Genomic DNA, 20,550 nt, shown 5'->3' with positions numbered 1-20,550 from the left:
AGTGAGTTAGCCCCCATATACTCGGTAATCAGTTGAAGCGGAAGAGAGAATAATATGAACTTGGAACGTTCCGAGCGTATCGAGATCCCCGTACTACCTCTACGTGACGTGGTGGTTTATCCTCACATGGTCATTCCTTTGTTTGTTGGCAGAGAAAAATCCATCCAATGCCTTGAAGCGGCGATGGATAACAACAAGCAAGTGTTACTTGTGGCACAAAAGCAAGCGGAAACCGACGAACCGAAAATTGAAGATCTTTTTGAAGTCGGGACAGTTGCAACGATTTTACAACTTCTGAAATTACCTGACGGTACCGTGAAAGTGTTGGTTGAAGGCCAACAGCGAGCGAAAATTGATCGCTTCATCGAGCGTGAATTTTTCTCCGCAGAAGCGCAGTATCTTGTCACTCCTGAGTTGGATGATAAAGAGCAGGAAGTCGTCGTTCGTAGCGCAATCAACCAATTTGATGGTTTTATCAAACTCAATAAGAAAATCCCGCCTGAAGTATTAACGTCGTTAAATGGGATTGATGAAGCAGCGCGTTTGGCTGATACCATCGCCGCTCACATGCCATTGAAATTGATTGAAAAACAAAAAGTTCTCGAAATTGTTGATGTCAGTGAACGTTTGGAATTTTTAATGGGACAAATGGAAGCGGAGATCGATCTATTACAGGTTGAAAAACGCATTCGTGGTCGCGTTAAAAAGCAGATGGAAAAATCTCAGCGTGAGTATTACCTCAACGAGCAGATGAAAGCGATTCAGAAAGAATTAGGTGAGATGGATGACGCACCTGATGAATTTGAAATGCTGAAGAAGAAAATTGACGATTCTAAAATGCCGCAGGAAGCGCGCCAAAAAACGGAACAAGAGCTGCAGAAATTAAAGATGATGTCTCCAATGTCTGCAGAAGCAACCGTTGTGCGTAGCTATATTGATTGGATGGTCAATGTTCCTTGGGCAAAACGTTCAAAAGTTAAGAAAGATTTGGCAAAAGCTGAAGAGATTTTAAATGCCGATCATTACGGTTTAGATCGTGTCAAAGAGCGTATTTTAGAATATCTCGCGGTACAAAGTCGTATCAACAAGCTGAAAGGGCCAATTTTGTGTCTTGTTGGTCCCCCGGGCGTTGGTAAAACGTCGCTTGGCCGCTCGATAGCGGCGGCAACAGGCAGACAGTATACCCGTATGGCGTTAGGTGGAGTGCGTGATGAAGCAGAAATTCGTGGTCACCGCCGTACTTACATCGGTTCTCTGCCGGGTAAATTGATTCAAAAAATGGCAAAGGTTGGCGTGAAAAACCCACTGTTCCTGCTTGATGAAATCGACAAAATGTCTTCAGATATGCGTGGTGACCCATCTTCCGCATTGTTGGAGGTGCTTGATCCTGAACAAAATAGCACCTTTAACGATCACTATTTAGAAGTGGACTATGACTTGTCTGATGTCATGTTTGTTGCGACATCAAACTCAATGAACATCCCAGGTCCGCTGCTTGACCGTATGGAAGTTATCCGCCTTTCCGGATATACAGAAGACGAAAAGCTGAATATTGCTAAACGCCATCTAGTGACTAAGCAAGTTGAGCGGAATGGTTTGAAGCCTCATGAAATTGTTATCGAAGATTCAGCCATCATTGGTATTATCCGTTATTACACACGTGAGGCGGGCGTACGAAGCTTAGAGCGAGAGATTTCAAAAATTTGCCGTAAAGCGGTGAAGAAAATCTTGTTGAATAAAGACATAAAAACCGTGGTAGCCAACCAAGAGAATTTAAAAGAGTTTCTAGGTGTGCAACGTTGTGATTTTGGCAAAGCCGACGACAGTAACCAAATTGGCCAAGTTACGGGTTTAGCATGGACAGAAGTAGGCGGTGATTTGCTGACTATTGAAACCGAATCAATGCCTGGCAAAGGCAAGTTGACGCAAACTGGTTCTCTAGGCGAGGTGATGCAAGAATCCATTCAAGCTGCGATGACGGTGGTTCGCGCACGCGCCGAGAAATTAGGGATTAACGCTGATTTCTATGAAAAGCGTGACATTCACGTTCACGTGCCAGAAGGTGCAACACCAAAAGATGGCCCAAGCGCGGGTATTGCTATGTGTACGGCGCTTGTCTCTAGCTTGACGGGTAATCCTGTGAAAGCGGAAGTCGCGATGACGGGTGAGATAACGTTGCGTGGTGAAGTATTACCTATCGGTGGTTTGAAAGAAAAACTGCTCGCAGCACATCGTGGTGGTATCACCACCGTATTGATCCCAAAAGAGAATGAGCGTGATTTGGAAGAGATCCCTGCAAATGTGATTGCTGATCTAAAAGTCATTCCCGTTCAATGGATTGATGAAGTTTTGAAGATCGCACTTGAACGAGACCCTTCTGGGGTTGAATTTGAAGCTAAAAAATAGTGATGTGCAGCAAAAATAAGTAAAAGATCACGCTGATAGGCTTAAAAAGGCTTGTCAGCGTTTTTTTTGGGCGCTAACGTAAGCCCCTATAGCTTGCAGCCCAGATGTAATAAGGCTTCAAGCTAGTTTGGGAACTTAATGGAACGAAAAGTCACCGTTAAAAAATAATAATGGGTGACGCAAAGGGGAATCACAGTGAATAAAACACAATTAGTAGAAAAAATCGCAGAAAACGCTGACATCTCTAAAGCATCGGCAGGCCGTGCTCTTGATGCATTCATCGAAGCCGTTAGTGGCACTCTTCAATCTGGCGATCAAGTAGCGCTTGTTGGCTTTGGTACATTTAGCGTTCGCACTCGTGCAGCGCGCACGGGTCGTAACCCTAAAACGGGTGAAGAGATCCAAATCGCAGAAGCAAAAGTACCTGCTTTCAAAGCAGGCAAAGCGCTTAAAGACGCTTGCAACTAATCAAAATCGTTATTTTTTGCGGCTTAAGCGCAAAATTAATTCGAACCTTTTGAAATTATGCGCATCCTACTGATGCGCATTTCTTTTTCTGATATTATCGCGCTATTCAATTTTTAGGCTGAAGTGTGAAGCTTCTTATCCGGAGAGCAGTTAGATTATGATGGATCGATTACGCGAAGGCGTGAACAGCATCGCGGTGAAAATTATTCTAGGAATGATTATCTTATCATTCGTATTCGCAGGTGTCGGTAGCTACTTGGTCAGCGGTGGCAGTAATGCTGCGGCTAAAGTTGGCAATAGTGAGATTGGCCGTGGTGAATTTGAACAAGCGTACCAGAACGAGCGCAATCGCATGCAATCCCAATTAGGGGATTATTTTGCTAACTTGCTCGCTGATCCTCAGTATGTCGAGTCATTTCGTAAGTCAGTGCTTGATCGTATGGTTAACGATTTATTGTTGGAGCAGCATGCACAATCACTAGGTTTACGAGTGAGCGATGATCAGGTTCGTAAAATGATTTTAGACATGCCCCAATTCCAGACTGGCGGTAAGTTTGACCAAGAAATCTATCAAGCGGCTCTTCGCCGTGCAGGTTTCTCTGCTGAAAGCTTTGCAGAATATCTACGTCATGATCTTATCCGTAACCAGTTACTTAGTGCTATCCAAGGTAGTGAATTTACGTTGCAGGGTGAGGTTAATCAGCAAAGTGAACTGATCTCTCAAACCCGTGATATCCGTGCGCTCACATTGTCACTCAGCGACTTTGCTAAAAATGTTGAGTTGAGTGATGAAGAAATTACTCAATATTATCAACAAAATGCAGAGCGCTATACCCGTCCAGAGCAGGTTAAAGTGGCTTATATCGAGCTTTCTGCCCAACAATTGAAAGACCAAATTGTAGTGTCTGATGAACAGGCCGAGCAGTACTACCAAGAGCATTTAGACAAATACTCCACTCAAGCACAACGTAAAGTAAGCCATATTTTGGTTCAAGGTGATGATAAAACTAAAGCGCAGGCGATTCTCGATGAACTGAATGCTGGCGCTGATTTCGCGACTTTAGCGAAAGAAAAATCAGAAGACGTAGGAAGCGCAGAAGAGGGTGGTTCGCTAGGTTGGATTGAACATGATGTGATGGACCCAGCTTTTGAACAAGCAGCCTTTGCTATCGAACAGATAGGGGATATCACAGGGTTGGTCAAATCTGAATTTGGCTATCACATTATCCGTCTTGATGATGTTAAAGCCCCTATCGCACAGCCCTACGCACAGGTTGCCTCTGAAATCAAAGCTGAAATGGTAGACCAAAAGGCCGCAGATCAGTTTTATGAGTTGCAGACTAAGCTAGAAAAAGTGGCATTTGAATCACCTGACTCTCTGGATGAAGCAGCAAACGCTATCTCAGCTAAGATTCAGAAAACCGATTTTATTTCTCAGCAAGATGCGCCTGAAATTCTTAAAAATCCAGCTGTTCTTCAAGCTATTCTAAGCCCAGAGGTAAAAGAAGATAGGCTCAATTCTGAGGTATTAGAAGTTGCCCCAGAACATGTTATCGTTGTTCGTGTTGATGATGCTCGGGAACAAATAGTTCTTCCTTTGGCTGAAGTGAAAGAGCAAGTGGTTACTCAGCTTTCTAAAGTCAAAGGCGAACAACAAGCGATTGAGTTAGCCACAAAATTGATTGATACGCTAAAGCAAGGTGACCAATCCTTATTGGAACAGCGTGGGTTAAAATTTGCTGAGTTGGAAATGATTGATCGTAGCTCTCCATTGGCGAGTACGGTGTTTTCTCTCCCTAAACCCGCTACAGATAGTGTGGTTTACGGTCAAGCGAAAGCAATGAACGGTGATATTGTTCTTGTTGAACTACATAAGGTTGAGGCTAAAGTCACACCTCAGTACAACGATCAAATTACGGCTCAGTTAGAGCGCATCGGTAGCCAACGTGATTTGGCTGCGATACTTACAACTTTGCGTAAAAATACAGACATTGAATATTATGTTGTGAGCCAATAAAGGCTAGTAATGTAATTGATATGAAACTCAAAATGGGCTGCTTATGCAGCCCATTTCAATTTCTACCTTTTTGATTCCCTCTCATTTCCAAGCTCAATTAATATTGGTACCCATTAATAAACAAGGAAATGTTCATATGAAATTGAAAACAAAACTCGGGTTGTTACTTCTAAGTATCGTATTGCCTCTTTCACCGACATTAGCAGAAGAAAAGGTGGTAGAAACGCACCAAGGCATTGAAATTACGGTTAATATAAATCAGGCTTCCGCTGAGGAAATTGCTACTTTGTTGAAAGGTATTGGACTTAAAAAAGCACAAGCGATTGTTGAATATCGTCAACAAAATGGCGATTTTAAAACCAAAGAAGATCTGAGCTTGGTGAAAGGCATTGGTGCCGTTACTGTCAGGCAAAACGCTGAGCGTATCATTTTATAAAAGTCTCTATCAAAAGCGTCGCCCCCTAAAAGCGACGCTTGTATCACTGTGAAATTTCAGTCATATCACCATTCCTTCCTAGCGCCTGTAACGGATAAGCACTATAATTTGTCGCCGACAAAAGCGAGCAAGCAAGCCGCATAAAAACTAAGTGGAGTAAATCATGTCCTCTCACACTCCGGTAATTACCGTAGATGGACCAAGTGGTGCAGGTAAAGGCACTCTTTGTATGTTGTTGGCTAAGAAATTAGGCTTTCATTTGCTCGATTCTGGAGCTATTTACCGCGTTCTTGCATTGGCGGCGATTCACCACGGTGTGGATACGGAGTCGGAAGAAGCGCTTGTTCCTCTGGCGACACATTTAGATGTCCAATTTATCGCAGAAGGCGACTTGGTTAGAGTGATTCTTGAAGGTGAGGACGTATCGAAAGAATTGCGCAAAGAAGAGACAGGAATGGCGGCATCAAAAGTAGCGGCATTGCCTAGAGTTCGTGAGGCATTATTACGTCGCCAACGAGCCTTTGCGAAAGGGCAGGGACTGGTTGCTGATGGACGTGATATGGGCACAGTTGTGTTTCCTCAAGCAGAAGTGAAAATATTCCTCGATGCCAGTGCGCAAGAGCGAGCCCAACGTCGCTTTAAGCAGTTGCAACTCAAAGGGCTAGATGTTAAATTTGACGCCCTTTTAAGCGAGATCCAAGAGCGTGACGACCGAGATCGTAACCGCCCAGTGGCCCCATTACGCCCTGCAGAGGATGCGCTATTGCTTGACTCAACCTCAATGTCTATCGACGAAGTTGTAGAAGAAGCATTACAATATGTAGAATCTAAGCTGGCAGAGTAGTTCTGCTAGGTAAGAGCGTCGGTCGCAAGGATGATGACTGGCGAATTTAATAACCCCATGCGGTAGGATACCCATGGAAGTTTAATTATTGAAGATTAAATAAATGACTGAATCTTTTGCTCAACTCTTTGAAGAGTTTTTAAACGAAACACAATTTCAACAAGGTACAATCGTTAAAGGTACTGTAGTCGCTATCGAGAATGGTTTCGTTCTTGTTGACGCTGGTCTTAAGTCTGAGTCTGCTATCCCTGCTGAACAGTTCAAGAACGCTGCTGGCGAACTTGAAGTTGAAGTTGGTTCTGAAGTAGACGTTGCTCTAGACGCTGTTGAAGATGGTTTCGGTGAAACTCAACTTTCTCGTGAGAAAGCTAAGCGTCATGAAGCTTGGATCGTTCTTGAGAAAGCTTACGAAGAAGCTGAAACTGTTATTGGTATTATCAATGGTAAAGTTAAAGGTGGCTTCACTGTTGAACTAAACGGTATCCGTGCTTTCCTTCCAGGCTCTCTTGTTGACGTGCGTCCTATCCGTGACACTACTCACCTAGAAAACAAAGAGCTAGAGTTCAAAGTTATCAAACTAGACCAGAAACGTAACAACGTTGTTGTTTCTCGTCGTGCTGTTATCGAATCAGAAAGCAGCGTTGAACGTGACGAACTTCTTGAAACTCTACAAGAAGGCACTGAAGTTAAAGGTATCGTTAAGAACCTTACTGACTACGGCGCATTCGTTGACCTTGGTGGTGTTGATGGTCTTCTACATATCACAGATATGGCTTGGAAACGCGTTAAACACCCATCAGAAATCGTTAACGTTGGTGACGAAATCCTAGTTAAAGTTCTTAAGTTTGATCGTGATCGTACTCGCGTATCACTAGGTCTTAAGCAACTTGGCGAAGATCCATGGGTAGCTATCGCTAAGCGTTACCCAGAAGGTCACAAACTATCTGGCCGTGTAACAAATCTAACTGACTACGGCTGCTTCGTTGAAATCGAAGAAGGCGTTGAAGGTCTAGTACACGTTTCTGAAATGGATTGGACTAACAAGAACATCCACCCATCTAAAGTTGTTAATGTTGGCGACGAAGTTGAGGTTATGGTTCTTGATATCGACGAAGAGCGTCGTCGTATCTCTCTAGGTCTTAAACAGTGTAAAGCTAACCCATGGCAGTCATTCGCTGAAGCGCAAGCTAAAGGCGACAAAGTTACTGGTAAGATCAAGTCTATCACTGACTTCGGTATCTTCATCGGTCTAGACGGCGGCATCGACGGTCTAGTTCACCTATCTGACATCTCTTGGAACGTTCCTGGAGAAGAAGCGGTACGTGATTACAAGAAAGGCGATGAAATCTCTGCAGTTGTTCTAGCAGTAGATGCAGAGCGTGAGCGTATTTCTCTTGGCGTTAAGCAAATGGAAAACGACCCGTTCAACGCATATGTTGCTGATAACAAAAAAGGTACTCTAGTTAACGGTACTGTTACTGCAGTTGACGCGAAAGGTGCTACAATTGAACTTGTAGACGGCGTTGAAGGTTACATCCGTGCTTCTGAAGCATCTCGTGACCGTATTGAAGATGCGTCTCTAGTCCTAAGCGTTGGTGACAGCGTTGAAGCGAAATTTACTGGTGTAGACCGTAAAAACCGCGTAATCAACCTATCTATCAAAGCTAAAGATGAAGCTGATGAGCAAGAAGCAATGGCTACACTGAACAAAGCTGATGAAGGTGCGTTTGGTAATGCTATGGCTGATGCATTCAAGGCTGCTAAAGGCGAATAATCTAACTCGCTAAAAGGGGCCGTAAGGCTCCTTTTTTTTCAGTTAGTGCCTACTTTGATAAGTAATGAGGGAAACTATGACTAAGTCTGAATTGATAGAAAGACTCTGTGCTGAGAAAACGCACCTATCTGCTAAAGAAATTGAAGACGCTGTGAAAGATATTCTTGAACATATGGCATCAACTTTAGAAAGCGGAGAGCGAATCGAAATTCGCGGATTTGGTAGTTTCTCTTTGCACTATCGTGAGCCTAGAGTAGGTCGTAATCCTAAAACCGGTGATAAAGTGGTGTTGGATGGCAAATTCGTCCCTCATTTCAAGCCAGGTAAAGAGTTACGTGAGCGAGTTAATGAGAATATCTAAAGCGATTTAGAGAGTATTCTAAAAAACGGCATACAGTTTAAGTATGCCGTTTTTTTAAGAAAGGAATCCATAATAGACATGGTTTGTAAGGCCATTTTCCTGCATAATCAGACCAGATCAATACTGGATAGGTAGTGGCATATGAAAATTATAAAAATCGTTCTAATTCTTGCACTTTTTTTGATTGCTTTAGCATTAGGGGCTCAAAATCAAGCAGTTGTGACGTTTAACTATTTGATCGCTCAAGGCGAATTTCACCTGTCTACTTTACTTGGCACTGTCTTTGTCTCTGGTTTTTTACTTGCTTGTTTGCTTGGCAGTAGCTTCTACTTCAAGTCTCAGTTGCAAGTTAGAAAGTTGAATAAGCAACTGAAAAAGCAAACAGCAGAGAACAGCTCTGTAACAAGTAAAGCGTAGTGAAATAAAGGCTGACTTGATGTTAGAAATTCTCTTCTTGCTATTACCGATTGCCGCCGCCTACGGCTGGTATATGGGAAATCGCAGTGCTCAGCAAGATAAGCAGAAACACTCTCACCAAATTTCTCGTCAGTATGTGACGGGTCTTAACTTGCTGCTTTCTGATCAATCAGATAAGGCCGTTGACCATTTTATCGAGCTACTCCAAGTAGACAATGAAACGATTGATACCCACTTAGCGCTGGGCAACTTATTCCGTTCAAGAGGAGAGGTTGATCGTGCTATCCGCATCCATCAAAATCTCATATCTCGTTCAAGTCTTACTATTGACCAAAAAAATCTCGCCTTACAACAATTGGCAAAAGATTATATGGTGGCAGGCTTTCTCGACCGCGCTGAAAAAATATTTGAACAACTGATTGAAGAGCCTGAACACAAAGAAGCGGCGTTGCAACAATTGGTTTCTATTTACCAACAGACTCGAGAGTGGCATAAAGCTATCGATTACGCTTATGCGTTGGTCAAATTAGGCAGAAAAAGGATGCACAGTGTTATAGCCCATTTTTGGTGTGAACTTGCAATGCAAGAGAAGGCTGAAGGACGCGATAGCAAAGCGATTCAATATCTTAAAAAAGCGCTGTCTGAAGATCCGAAGTGTGTACGCGCAACGATCTCTTTAGGTAAGCTGTATCTTGAAAATGATGACTACCGTCATACAATCCAGTATATGCAGATGGTCTTGGAGCAGGACATTGATTTTATCGGCGAGGTATTGCCGACGCTTGCTGAGTGCTATCACCATATTGGGAAAGAGGGTGAACTTGTTGAGTTTTTACGCGAGTGCATTATCAATGAAGCTGGAGTGTCAGCTGAACTGATGCTCGCACAGTTGGTGGCACAACATGATGGTGCTGGAGCAGCACAGGAACTTTTGACACGGCAATTGGTTAAAAATCCGACCATGAAGGGCTTCTACCGTTTAATTGACTACCATCTCATCGAAGCGGAGGAAGGTCGAGCGAAAGAGAGCTTGTCGACCTTGCAAAAATTGGTAGGTGAGCAACTAAAAGTAAAACCTCACTACCGATGCAGAAAGTGTGGTTTCTCAACTCATTCTCTCTACTGGCACTGCCCATCATGTAAGAATTGGGGTTCAATTAAACCTATCCGTGGTTTGGATGGTGAATAGAGTCCATGTACTGGAGTTACTGATCGACTCGAAAACTGCAGCTTATGAAAGCTGCATTTTTTTAGCTTAATTATTTTAGGAGTGAAAATGAAAGACCAGAGAGTAATTGTCGCGTTGGATTATGAGCAACAAGCGGAAGCGTTAGCTTTTGTTGATAAAATTGACCCCAGCAGCTGTCGATTAAAAGTGGGTAAGGAGATGTTTACCCTGTTTGGTCCCGATTTTGTGCGTGAGCTACACAAAAGAGGTTTTTCGGTATTCTTAGACCTAAAGTTTCATGATATTCCCAACACGTGCTCTAAAGCCGTACGTGCGGCGGCTGAGCTTGGCGTATGGATGGTGAATGTTCATGCCAGTGGTGGGGAGAGAATGATGTCGGCGTCTCGCCAGATTCTTGAACCTTATGGCAACGATAGACCACTACTTATTGCTGTCACAGTACTAACCAGTATGGAACAACCTGATCTTCGTGGTATTGGCATCGATGTTGCGCCTAAAGAGCATGTAATGCGTCTGGCTAGCCTAACTCAAAATGCAGGGTTAGATGGAGTGGTATGCTCAGCTCAAGAAGCGCACATGCTTAAGAGCCATCTTGGTCAAGAGTTTAAATTAGTTACGCCAGGGATTCGTCCTGTTGGTTCTGCAACAGGAGACCAAAGACGTATTATGACTCCGAGTGAGGCCATAAAAGCTGGTTCAGATTATCTAGTCATCGGTCGCCCAATTACTCAGGCAACAAGACCGGATGAAGTCCTAAAAGCGATAAATGATACGTTAATTTAAATTAATGTTTTCTTTACGTTGTTGTATGAAAAAGGTCGCTTATGCGACCTTAAAAATACTTCCTAATCAAAAATAATGGGCTACCATTTTTTCTTTTCACCAAACAGTGCTTCCATATCACTATTTCTCTCGTTATCTTCAATTTGTTGAAGATCCGTTGCACTTTTTGTTTGGCGTCGTTTTTCTAAGTCATCATACATTGACTGAAGTTTTTCACGAGCTTGATTGGAATAAGCATCATTTTTTGAGCTCAGAACATCGATCCCTTTACGCAATAGCTGAATCGCAGTTCCGGGTTGCCCACGAACGATCGAATCATTTGCCCGCTTAACAACATTTTCAATGTTGATTCGAATTTGTATTGTTTCTAGACGCGCATTTTCAGCGACGTAAGATTGTGTTTCAAAACGTCCTTTATTGTGCTCACTACGAATCGTGTCTCTTAAACGTTTCACTAGTTTAAGCATAATCAAAGCTTGTTTATCGCTGGTGGGTACTTTAAACGTTGTACTGTCACCACCTGGGTGGTTTTCTTGTAAATGCTTAATTTGCCCTTTCATATGCTCAATGCGTTGTGCCAACTGCTTATTTTTCGGGTCAAGCTCATACATACTAAGTAGGGCATCAAGGATACGGGTATTTAAACACACTAAGAGTTCTTTACTAAACGGCATGTGGTGTGCGTTGCCGATAAGGTCTTCTGTCGCATCAATAATGGCGATATATCGAGTCGACTCCTGCTTTTTAGCTGACTCGACCTTTACTTTGTATTGAAGCATGATGTTATAGCCAAGGACTAACACCAGCAAGACTGCTACAAGAGCAATGATTAAACCTATATTCATATAATCCGTATCTTTATTAGAATTCAGTGGCTAGCAATTAAGAATACACGATCCTTAGTTATCACTACACCTTCAAATTGACTATTTTTATTATTCCTGTTTTGACCCCTAAAAACTGCCTTTTATTGCTTAGATTGGGCGATAGTTGGCAAAAATTTAGTCAGCTACGCAAAATACTTACTTTTTTCTTCGCTCTTGAATCATCAAGCTTTGAATTGAGAGTGTTAAGCGTTATAACTAATAATTATAAACTATGATTGAAAGATCTGGATCTTTGATAATGGATTACGGGGCCAATAATGAAGTTACAGCAGTTAAAATATATTGTTGAAGTGGTTAATCACAACCTGAATGTCTCAGCAACTGCGGAAAGCCTTTATACCTCTCAGCCAGGCATTAGTAAACAGGTTCGTTTACTCGAAGATGAATTGGGTATTCAAATTTTTGAGCGTAGCGGTAAGCACCTGACACAAGTCACGGGTGCAGGTGAAGATATTATTCGTATCTCACAAGAGATCCTTTCACGTGTGGAAAGCATTAAGGCCGTGGCAGGGGAGCATACGCACCCTGAGATGGGTACGCTGAATATTTCAACGACTCATACACAAGCTCGCTACGCGTTACCTGATGTAATCAAAGGATTCACTGCGCGTTATCCGAAAGTGTCGCTACACATGCACCAAGGCACTCCAAGTCAGATGTCGGAAGCGGTTGCAAAAGGCACCGCTAATTTTGCGATAGCAACAGAAGCGCTTCATCTGTACCAAGATGCCATCATGCTACCTTGTTATCATTGGAACCGTTCTATTGTTGTGCCTAAAGATCATGCTCTTGCAAAAAAAGAACGGGTAACGATTGAGGATTTAGCCGCGTATCCATTGGTCACTTACGTGTTTGGTTTTACTGGTCGTTCAGAGTTAGACACTGCATTTAATCGCGTAGGGTTAACGCCGCGAGTTGTCTTCACCGCCACCGATGCGGATGTGATAAAAACTTATGTCCGAATGGGAATTGGGGTGGGTGTTATCGCAAGTATGGCGATAGATAAATCACGCGACACCGATCTTATCGCGATTGATGCCAGCCATCTTTTTGGTGCGAGCACGACTAGCATTGGGTTTCGCCGAGGCACATTCCTGCGCTCTTATATGTTTGACTTTATGGAACGTTTCGCGCCTCATCTTACTCGCCCTGTCGTCGAACGGGCTACCTCGTTAAAATCGAATATCGAAATAGAAGAGATGTTTAAAGACATTGAATTGCCAGTTCGTTAAGCAAATTTCGATCATTTAAAACGAAACACTTTCTAATTAAACCATCACCTCCTAGAATTGGCCTTTCTAGGGGGATGTATGCGCGCGCTTTTCAAACATATCGATGCTTTTTTAATTGAAAACCAACGTTTTTGGCGATTTGAGCCCTTTCATCATAGTGGCTTAGACAGTTCACCTTGGAAACATTCAGATCATAGGCTGGATCAGTGGTTGCAAACGCTATCTTTGGACAGTATCGATAGCTTAAAGTCATCGCCGCAAGCGCTCATTGAGCAACTTCATCCGTATATCGAGGGGTTAAAAGAAGCGGATATCATGATTAGGCTTCAAGATGCCCCTCATAATACTCAGCAAGCACTCAGCCCTTACTTAGAGCAGGGGATCCCTGGCAGAAAGCTAGAACAAATTCGTTTAATGAGCGAATCACTCCTCTCTAGGCATTCAGGAACGGAATGGCTAGAGTGGTGCGCGGGTAAAGGCTTTTTAGGTCGAATTATCGCAGCGCAGTCAAAACAAAAAGTCACTAGTTTTGAATATCAGTCGCAGCTCTGCCATGCAGGACAAGCATGCGCCGATGAACATGATCTTCCGATGCAATTTATTCAAGGGGACGCTTTTGAGCCGCAAGCGTTTGGCGTTTTCAATACCAATCAGCATGCCGTCGCTTTACATGCCTGTGGTGATCTCCATGTTCGCCTACTCGAATATTCCGTTGCTCATCGCTTGCCTGCGATTACGTTTTCACCATGTTGCTACCATTTAATCAAAGCCGATAGCTACCAACCCATGTCCACCTACGGTCGTACTTCTTCTCTTGCCTTGTCCAAAGAAGAGCTGCGTATTCCGCTGCAAGAAACCGTTACAGGGGGAGAGCGGGTTCGCCGTCATCGTTTGCAAGAAATGACGTTTCGTTTGGGTTTTGATTTGTTGCTAAGATCTGAGCTTGGGCATCATCAATATTGCCCAATTCCGAGCCTCAAAAAATCACAACTAGCCGAAGGATTTTTAGCTTTTTGTTATTGGGCGGCGGCACAAAAAGGCATCGCATTACCAGAAGTGGATTGGCCTGCTTATGAACGTAAAGGCGAGCAGCGTTTTTGGCAGATGGAAAGGATAGGCTTAGTACAACAGGCATTTCGCCGCATGATTGAGCTTTGGTTGGTATTGGATAAGGCACTTTATCTTCAAGAGCAAGGCTATGAGGTGCAGATTGAGCAGTTTTGCGCTAGGAAAGTAACGCCACGCAATATATTGGTTCACGCTTATAAAAAATGAAAGCCAAGCGCATGACGCACTTGGCTAAGAATTGAGAGCTTTACCGCAAATTGTTATCGTTAGTTAAACAGAGCTATAGCTTCAGATGGGTCAAGATATTCAAGGTTGAAACTCTCGGCGACTTCTTTACAGGTGACTTTACCGTGTATCACGTTTAAACCTTCTAGGAATCCTTTATCCTCTAATAATGCACGTTGATAACCTTTATTGGCCAGTTTAACAATGTAAGGCAACGTAGCGTTATTCAAGGCGAAAGTTGATGTGCGAGCCACAGCGCCTGGCATGTTTGCGACGCAGTAATGAACGACGTCATCAACGATATAGGTCGGGTCATCATGAGTGGTAGCATGTGAGGTTTCAAAGCAGCCGCCTTGGTCAATTGCCACATCAACGACCGCAGAGCCAGGTTTCATTCTAGAAATCAGATCTTTAGTTACGAGTTTAGGAGCTGCTGCTCCGGGGATCAGTACTGCGCCTATTACTAAATCGGCTTCGAGGACGTATTTTTCAATCGCATCCTTTGTTGAATACACGACTTTAGCGTGACCTTGGAATTCTTCATCGAGTTTTCGCAGCATATCAACACTTCGGTCGAGAATCGTCACATCTGCACGCATTCCGACAGCAATTCTGGCTGCGTTGGCACCGACTACACCACCACCAATCACCACCACTTTTGCTGGTGCGACTCCGGGTACACCACCCAGTAACAAACCACAGCCCGCGTGTGATTTTTCTAAACACTGCGCACCTGATTGAATAGACATTCGACCAGCGACTTCAGACATTGGTGCTAATAGTGGCAAGCGACCCATATTATCTGTTACAGTCTCGTAGGCTATACAGACAGCTTTGCTCTTGATTAGCTCCTCAGTTTGTGGAAAATCTGGAGCTAGATGTAAATAGGTAAATAAAATTTGGCCTTCGCGGAGCATTGCTCGTTCAGCAGCCTGAGGTTCTTTGACCTTAACAATCATTTCTGCTTTCGCAAAAATGTTAGAAGCAGTAGGAAGAATGGATGCGCCTACAGCGATGTAATCATCGTCTGAAAAGCCGATGCCGGAACCGGCATTTGTTTCAACATAAACTTGGTGACCGTGTGAGACAAGTTCGCGCACGCTTGCGGGAATCATGCCCACACGATATTCGTGGTTTTTGATTTCTTTAGGAACTCCAATGATCATCCTGACTCCTTAGGTTTTTTTGGTTGTTATAACTATATGTAGGGTTGTTGTTTCGAATTTGTGACTAGTATAGATGTGAATGTGTAAAATTTGATACTGAATATTAAAAAGTTGTAGTATATATTTTTGCAAGGAAGTAATAAGGTGGAATAAAAAATGGCAGACAACTATAAAAGGCCGTCCAAGGATTTAGACCGTATCGATCGCAATATTTTGAATGAATTGCAGAAAGATGGTCGTATTTCGAATGTAGAATTATCAAAACGAGTGGGTTTATCTCCAACCCCCTGTTTAGAGCGTGTACGTCGTTTAGAGCGTCAAGGTTTCATTACCGGTTATACCGCGTTGTTGAATCCACAATATCTTGATGCTTCGCTGTTGGTATTTGTGGAAATTACATTGAATCGCGGTGCACCTGATGTGTTTGAACAGTTTAATACTGCGGTTCAAAAACTGGATGACATTCAAGAATGCCATCTTGTTTCGGGTGATTTTGACTATCTTCTCAAAACTCGAGTCTCTGACATGGGGGCGTATCGTAAATTGTTGGGTGATACGCTATTGCGTTTGCCCGGAGTCAATGACACTCGCACTTATGTTGTGATGGAAGAAGTGAAGCAAAGTAACCAGTTGGTTATCAAAACTCGATAACGCCAGATTGTCTGAATAGTGGTACTTCTTTCCACATTCTGACGTTCGCCAATTGGGTTTTTAACCTTGATGTGGTTAAATCACACAACAAACCGAGCGGCTTTTGCCGCTCGGACTGTTTTCACCCAAACCAACGCATCAAGCCGCAATAAACCTTGAGTGTTGGCGTTAATCAGAATCTAGGTTTATGTTCAAAGAGAACCAAAATAAAGTTGAGACCATTATTAAGACCAGCGAAGAGCCTCAGTCTTCACGCCTCAATGGATCGCAACGTCTGAAAGAGTGCGGGCTTATTGTCGCTGTGCTTGCCTCTGTGCTTCTTTCCATCGCTTTATTAACATTTAGTCCCGCCGATCCTTCATGGTCGCAAACCGCGTGGGGAGGCGATATTGAAAATGCAGGCGGTATTATTGGCGCATGGATTGCCGATACCTTGTTCTTTATTTTTGGATCGCTGGCCTACCCAATACCGCTCATGATTACTGTGCTAGCATGGGTTTTTCTGCGTAAAAGAGAAGAGAATGAACCCCTTGATTTTGTGCTGTGGGGAACGCGTTTACTCGGCTTAACTATCTTGATTTTGACCAGTTGTGGCCTTGCTGATATCAACTTTGACGATATTTGGTATTTTTCATCTGGTGGTGTGATTGGGGATGTCTTAACCAGTTTGGCGCTGCCAACGCTTAATTTACTAGGCTCAACCTTAGTATTGCTCTTTTTATGGGGCGCTGGTTTTACGCTGCTAACGGGTATCTCCTGGCTAAGCATCGTGGAATGGTTAGGCACGATGAGTATTTCTCTTGGCGTTGCATTGATCAATCGATTACGTGGTGAGAAAGATGAAGATATTGCGCCCGTTTTGTCGCCAATGGAATTGTCGCCGCTTGAATCATCATCCGCAGACTTAGCCGTTGTTGAGTCTAGTTCGCCAAATGAAGAATATGTCAAATCAGCCCTCGATGCGTTTGGGGCCGAGCAATACACGCCTGCGGTAGAGGTTGAAGAAGAGCTGGAACAGACTCACTCGCCAAGACGTTTTAATATTCACATGCCAGCGGCCAAAACTCAGGCTAACACTTCTCCTGAATTCAGTGAAACTCACTCAGATGAAGCGCCATTTGATCGCAGCAAGCAGCTTAGTGCAACGATTGAAGAGTTAGAATCTGTTGCGTTGGAAGAGGATGACCTTGCTCTTTCATCGGCAGACTGGGTAGATGAAAGAGCTAATGAGCATCAAGCATTAGCCAGTGCCGACCTCGATGCCAGTCAAGAAGCTCAGCAATATGCATGGGCAGAGGACGAAGAGGTGAGCGATCCGTCGCTTACGATGACAGAAGTTGATCTTGATGTGTCGCGTGTTGAACCGGTTATTTCCAATTTGGATGTGCTGGATGAAGATGAATCAGATCAAGCGTTGGCTGCTGATCTTGATGTGATGTCAGAAGATGACGAGCCACCGTTAGGCCAGCAAGATAGCGATGTGACGGCTTTTCAGAGCATGGTGTCTTCGGCTCAGGCCAATATGGCGGCCAAGCAAAACCCATTTTTAATGCAAAAAGAGACTAACCTGCCTAAACCGACGGAGCCACTACCGACGTTAGAGCTTCTGTATCACCCAGAAAAGCGTGAACACTTTATTGACCGAGAGGCATTAGAGGAGGTTGCTCGTTTGGTTGAATCTAAACTCGCGGATTACAAGATCCAAGCGCAAGTGGTTGATATCTTTCCGGGGCCGGTTATCACTCGTTTTGAATTAGATTTAGCTCCAGGCGTAAAAGTGAGCCGTATTTCTAGCCTATCGATGGATTTGGCGCGTTCTTTATCGGCAATGGCGGTGAGGGTGGTTGAAGTGATCCCTGGTAAACCTTATGTTGGTCTTGAACTGCCAAACATGAGTCGTCAAACCGTCTATTTGTCAGATGTTATAAAAAGCCGTCAATTCCAAGAAGCGAAATCACCCACGACCATCGTTTTAGGGCAAGACATTGCAGGCGAAGCATTGGTCGCGGATTTAGCCAAAATGCCGCACGTGTTGGTGGCTGGTACTACAGGTTCAGGTAAGTCGGTTGGGGTCAACGTGATGATCCTCAGCATGCTGTATAAAGCGAGCCCAGAAGACGTTCGCTTTATTATGATTGACCCGAAAATGTTAGAGCTATCGATCTACGAGGGTATTCCTCACCTGTTGGCTGAAGTCGTGACTGACATGAAAGACGCATCAAATGCTTTACGTTGGTGTGTGGGTGAAATGGAACGTCGTTATAAATTAATGTCTGTGCTTGGTGTGCGTAACATCAAAGGCTTCAATGATAAGCTAAAAATGGCTGCTGCTGCTGGCCACCCCATCCATGATCCTTTGTGGAGAGAAGGGGACAGTATGGAGAGTGAACCGCCACTGCTGGAAAAACTGCCTTACATTGTCGTGGTTGTTGATGAATTTGCTGATCTGATGATGGTGGTGGGTAAAAAAGTAGAAGAGTTGATCGCGCGTTTGGCACAAAAGGCTCGAGCTGCGGGTATTCACCTTATTTTGGCCACTCAGCGTCCATCGGTTGATGTGATCACCGGTTTAATCAAAGCGAATATTCCGACCCGCGTTGCGTTTACCGTTTCGACTAAAACCGACTCAAGAACTATTTTGGACCAAAGTGGTGCGGAATCACTGCTCGGTATGGGCGATATGCTCTATCTACCACCGGGTTCTAGCCACACGATCCGGGTTCACGGTGCGTTTGCCTCGGATGAAGATGTGCATGCGGTGGTAAACAACTGGAAAGCACGCGGTAAGCCGAACTACATAGAAGAGATCACTTATGGTGACCAAGGGCCAGAAGCCTTGCTACCCGGTGAGAAGATGGAAAGTGATGAAGAAGTGGATCCGCTATTTGATCAAGTGGTTGAACATGTAGTGGAAACGCGTCGAGGTTCAGTTTCAGGTGTACAACGCCGATTTAAAATCGGTTACAACCGCGCTGCAAGAATTGTAGAGCAGCTGGAAGCACAAGGTATTGTGAGCGCTCCCGGCCATAATGGTAATCGCGAAGTACTATCGCCAGCGCCGCCGCGAGATTAATCACGGTCATTGTAGGCAACACAAACAAACAGCGCCACCCATGATGCCATGAGCGGCGCTGTTTCAATTTAGCTAGCATAAACTCTCGCCAGCCTTGCTAACGGCTATTTTTCTTGCATCAGCCCCATCAGTGCTTGTTGCGTGTCAGATATTTGTTGCTGCGCGGATGGTGTGCTGCCAATTCCCAATTGTTGTTTAGCTTCATCTTCAGAGAGACCTAAGTGGCAACACAGTAAATCAATCGCCATTTGATAGTTGCTCGTTTCAGCCATGATGCTGTCCTTTGTCCGTCGAAAATGTCTGTTTCCCATGCAATGTAGTCACTTTAGCTGGGACTCTCAATACGACCAAAGTCTTATGAGTTCAATTGCCCATCACGTGCTGTAAGGGTAGGTTAACCATCTTGCTGTTCAATAACAGATTTTAGAAAACTCGGCGTCAGACATTAAATGTTTCAATTTATCGCTTAACCTTGTTTTTCAAATCTTAGACTATATGTATATGAAAAATTGTGTAGGTTTATGCTAGCGTCGCTTGCAGCCTACACTCATAATAAGCTTTTCATTCGGAGATAAGTAATGAAGCGAGTCATGTTATTTCTAGCAACCAACCTTGCGGTGGTGCTGGTTCTTAGCCTTGTATTAAATATTGTTTATGCTGTGACGGGGATGCAGCCGGGCAGTTTATCTGGCTTGCTCGTCATGGCCGCGTTGTTTGGTTTTGGCGGCTCATTTATTTCATTATTGATGTCAAAGAGTATGGCTCTGCGCTCGGTAGGTGGAATGGTGATTGAAAGTCCACGTAACGAAACTGAGCATTGGCTAGTGCAAACGGTGCGTCGTCAAGCTCAGCAAGCGGGTATTGGTATGCCAACGGTAGCAATTTATGATTCGCCGGACATCAACGCTTTTGCAACAGGCGCTAAACGTGATGATTCTCTCGTCGCTGTTTCAACGGGGCTATTGCACAGCATGACGCGTGACGAGGCCGAAGCGGTATTGGCGCATGAAGTGAGCCACATTGCCAATGGCGATATGGTCACGATGACTTTAATGCAAGGAGTGGTTAATACCTTCGTTATTTTCTTATCGCGCTTTATCGCAAACATCGTGTCGTCTCGTGATTCAGAAGAGGGTGGCGGTAGCAATATGATGGTTTATTTTGGCATCTCTATGGTGCTGGAATTGGTATTTGGCTTCCTCGCGAGCTTTATTACGATGTGGTATAGCCGTCATCGCGAATTCCACGCCGACGCAGGTGCAGCAAAGCTTGTGGGTAAACACAAGATGATTGCGGCGTTAGAGCGTTTAAAAATGGGGCAAGAATCTCAATTGGAAGGTTCCATGATGGCTTTTGGTATCAACGGTAAACGTTCAATGACGGAATTATTGATGAGTCACCCACCGCTTGATAAACGCATCGCCGCTTTGCGCAATAGTTAATCTAAGCTAACTAAAAAGAGAAGGCCAGCGAATTATGCTGGCCTTTTTGATCGTCGTAACTATTGGAATTTTAGTCTTTATTTTCTTTTTTGATCTTAATTCCTTGCAACC

At 43.9% G+C, this 20,550-nt stretch carries 18 protein-coding genes; 15 read left to right on the top strand and 3 right to left on the bottom strand.

Features of this window, described 5'->3' with window-relative positions; genetic code table 11:
- The first annotated feature begins 54 nt into the window (after positions 1–54).
- The 10 genes from lon to pyrF all read left to right on the top strand — a co-directional run bounded on the left by lon (position 55) and on the right by pyrF (position 10,695).
- Entirely contained in the window at positions 55–2,406 is a 2,352-nt protein-coding gene (lon, locus tag AACT23_RS08520) for an endopeptidase La (RefSeq protein WP_013857184.1), read from the top strand.
- A gap of 195 nt (positions 2,407–2,601) precedes the next feature.
- Complete coding sequence (locus AACT23_RS08515) at positions 2,602–2,874, top strand: HU family DNA-binding protein (protein ID WP_026027116.1); 273 nt, start codon at positions 2,602–2,604, stop codon at positions 2,872–2,874.
- 157 nt (positions 2,875–3,031) lie between these two features.
- On the top strand, positions 3,032–4,891 hold the full coding sequence (gene ppiD, locus AACT23_RS08510; RefSeq protein WP_094129461.1) for a peptidylprolyl isomerase: 1,860 nt from the start codon (positions 3,032–3,034) through the stop codon (positions 4,889–4,891).
- 136 nt (positions 4,892–5,027) lie between these two features.
- Complete coding sequence (locus tag AACT23_RS08505) at positions 5,028–5,327, top strand: ComEA family DNA-binding protein (protein ID WP_017047776.1); 300 nt, start codon at positions 5,028–5,030, stop codon at positions 5,325–5,327.
- Between the two features lie 163 nt (positions 5,328–5,490).
- A complete protein-coding gene (gene cmk, locus AACT23_RS08500; protein WP_013857180.1) occupies positions 5,491–6,171 on the top strand; it encodes a (d)CMP kinase in 681 nt (226 codons plus the stop codon).
- A 103-nt stretch (positions 6,172–6,274) separates the two neighbouring features.
- Positions 6,275–7,945 (top strand): 30S ribosomal protein S1, encoded by a 1,671-nt coding sequence (gene rpsA / locus AACT23_RS08495; RefSeq protein ID WP_013857179.1) that lies wholly within the window; start codon positions 6,275–6,277, stop codon positions 7,943–7,945.
- Between the two features lie 76 nt (positions 7,946–8,021).
- Positions 8,022–8,306: an integration host factor subunit beta gene (ihfB, locus tag AACT23_RS08490; RefSeq protein WP_010317449.1), complete on the top strand. Its 285-nt coding sequence runs from the start codon at positions 8,022–8,024 to the stop codon at positions 8,304–8,306.
- A gap of 141 nt (positions 8,307–8,447) precedes the next feature.
- Complete coding sequence (locus tag AACT23_RS08485; RefSeq protein WP_017044598.1) at positions 8,448–8,723, top strand: LapA family protein; 276 nt, start codon at positions 8,448–8,450, stop codon at positions 8,721–8,723.
- A 19-nt stretch (positions 8,724–8,742) separates the two neighbouring features.
- Complete coding sequence (gene lapB, locus AACT23_RS08480; RefSeq protein WP_026028046.1) at positions 8,743–9,912, top strand: lipopolysaccharide assembly protein LapB; 1,170 nt, start codon at positions 8,743–8,745, stop codon at positions 9,910–9,912.
- 87 nt (positions 9,913–9,999) lie between these two features.
- Positions 10,000–10,695, top strand: coding sequence for an orotidine-5'-phosphate decarboxylase (pyrF, locus tag AACT23_RS08475; protein ID WP_043004292.1), 696 nt, complete (start codon positions 10,000–10,002; stop codon positions 10,693–10,695).
- Between the two features lie 80 nt (positions 10,696–10,775).
- Here pyrF and AACT23_RS08470 read toward each other — a convergent pair whose 3' ends face one another.
- Positions 10,776–11,540 (bottom strand): hypothetical protein, encoded by a 765-nt coding sequence (locus AACT23_RS08470; protein ID WP_013857174.1) that lies wholly within the window; start codon positions 11,538–11,540, stop codon positions 10,776–10,778.
- Between the two features lie 299 nt (positions 11,541–11,839).
- On the opposite strand from AACT23_RS08470, the gene cysB reads away from it, so the two are divergent.
- Together cysB and AACT23_RS08460 are read left to right on the top strand one after the other, a co-directional pair.
- Complete coding sequence (gene cysB / locus AACT23_RS08465; RefSeq protein WP_010317444.1) at positions 11,840–12,814, top strand: HTH-type transcriptional regulator CysB; 975 nt, start codon at positions 11,840–11,842, stop codon at positions 12,812–12,814.
- Positions 12,815–12,892: 78 nt separating this feature from the next.
- A complete protein-coding gene (locus AACT23_RS08460; protein WP_094129458.1) occupies positions 12,893–14,089 on the top strand; it encodes a methyltransferase in 1,197 nt (398 codons plus the stop codon).
- A gap of 59 nt (positions 14,090–14,148) precedes the next feature.
- Here AACT23_RS08460 and ald read toward each other — a convergent pair whose 3' ends face one another.
- Positions 14,149–15,273, bottom strand: a complete 1,125-nt coding sequence (ald, locus tag AACT23_RS08455; RefSeq protein WP_017041996.1) for an alanine dehydrogenase — start codon at positions 15,271–15,273, stop codon at positions 14,149–14,151.
- Between the two features lie 156 nt (positions 15,274–15,429).
- On the opposite strand from ald, the gene lrp reads away from it, so the two are divergent.
- Together lrp and AACT23_RS08445 are read left to right on the top strand one after the other, a co-directional pair.
- Positions 15,430–15,924, top strand: a complete 495-nt coding sequence (gene lrp, locus AACT23_RS08450) for a leucine-responsive transcriptional regulator Lrp (RefSeq protein WP_010317439.1) — start codon at positions 15,430–15,432, stop codon at positions 15,922–15,924.
- 187 nt (positions 15,925–16,111) lie between these two features.
- On the top strand, positions 16,112–18,997 hold the full coding sequence (locus AACT23_RS08445; RefSeq protein WP_094129455.1) for a DNA translocase FtsK: 2,886 nt from the start codon (positions 16,112–16,114) through the stop codon (positions 18,995–18,997).
- Positions 18,998–19,101: 104 nt separating this feature from the next.
- Here the strand turns inward: AACT23_RS08445 and AACT23_RS08440 are convergent, their stop codons facing one another.
- The gene (locus AACT23_RS08440) at positions 19,102–19,269 is read right to left on the bottom strand and encodes a hypothetical protein (RefSeq protein ID WP_017041998.1); all 168 of its coding nucleotides are present in this window, start codon (positions 19,267–19,269) and stop codon (positions 19,102–19,104) included.
- 306 nt (positions 19,270–19,575) lie between these two features.
- On the opposite strand from AACT23_RS08440, the gene htpX reads away from it, so the two are divergent.
- Positions 19,576–20,439 (top strand): protease HtpX, encoded by an 864-nt coding sequence (gene htpX, locus AACT23_RS08435; RefSeq protein WP_013857168.1) that lies wholly within the window; start codon positions 19,576–19,578, stop codon positions 20,437–20,439.
- The last annotated feature ends 111 nt before the right edge of the window (positions 20,440–20,550 follow it).

This window comes from Vibrio sp. V09_P4A23P171, from assembly GCF_963875615.1.
Taxonomy (GTDB): domain Bacteria; phylum Pseudomonadota; class Gammaproteobacteria; order Enterobacterales; family Vibrionaceae; genus Vibrio; species Vibrio anguillarum.
This window is presented reverse-complemented; position numbering and strand designations above follow the sequence as displayed.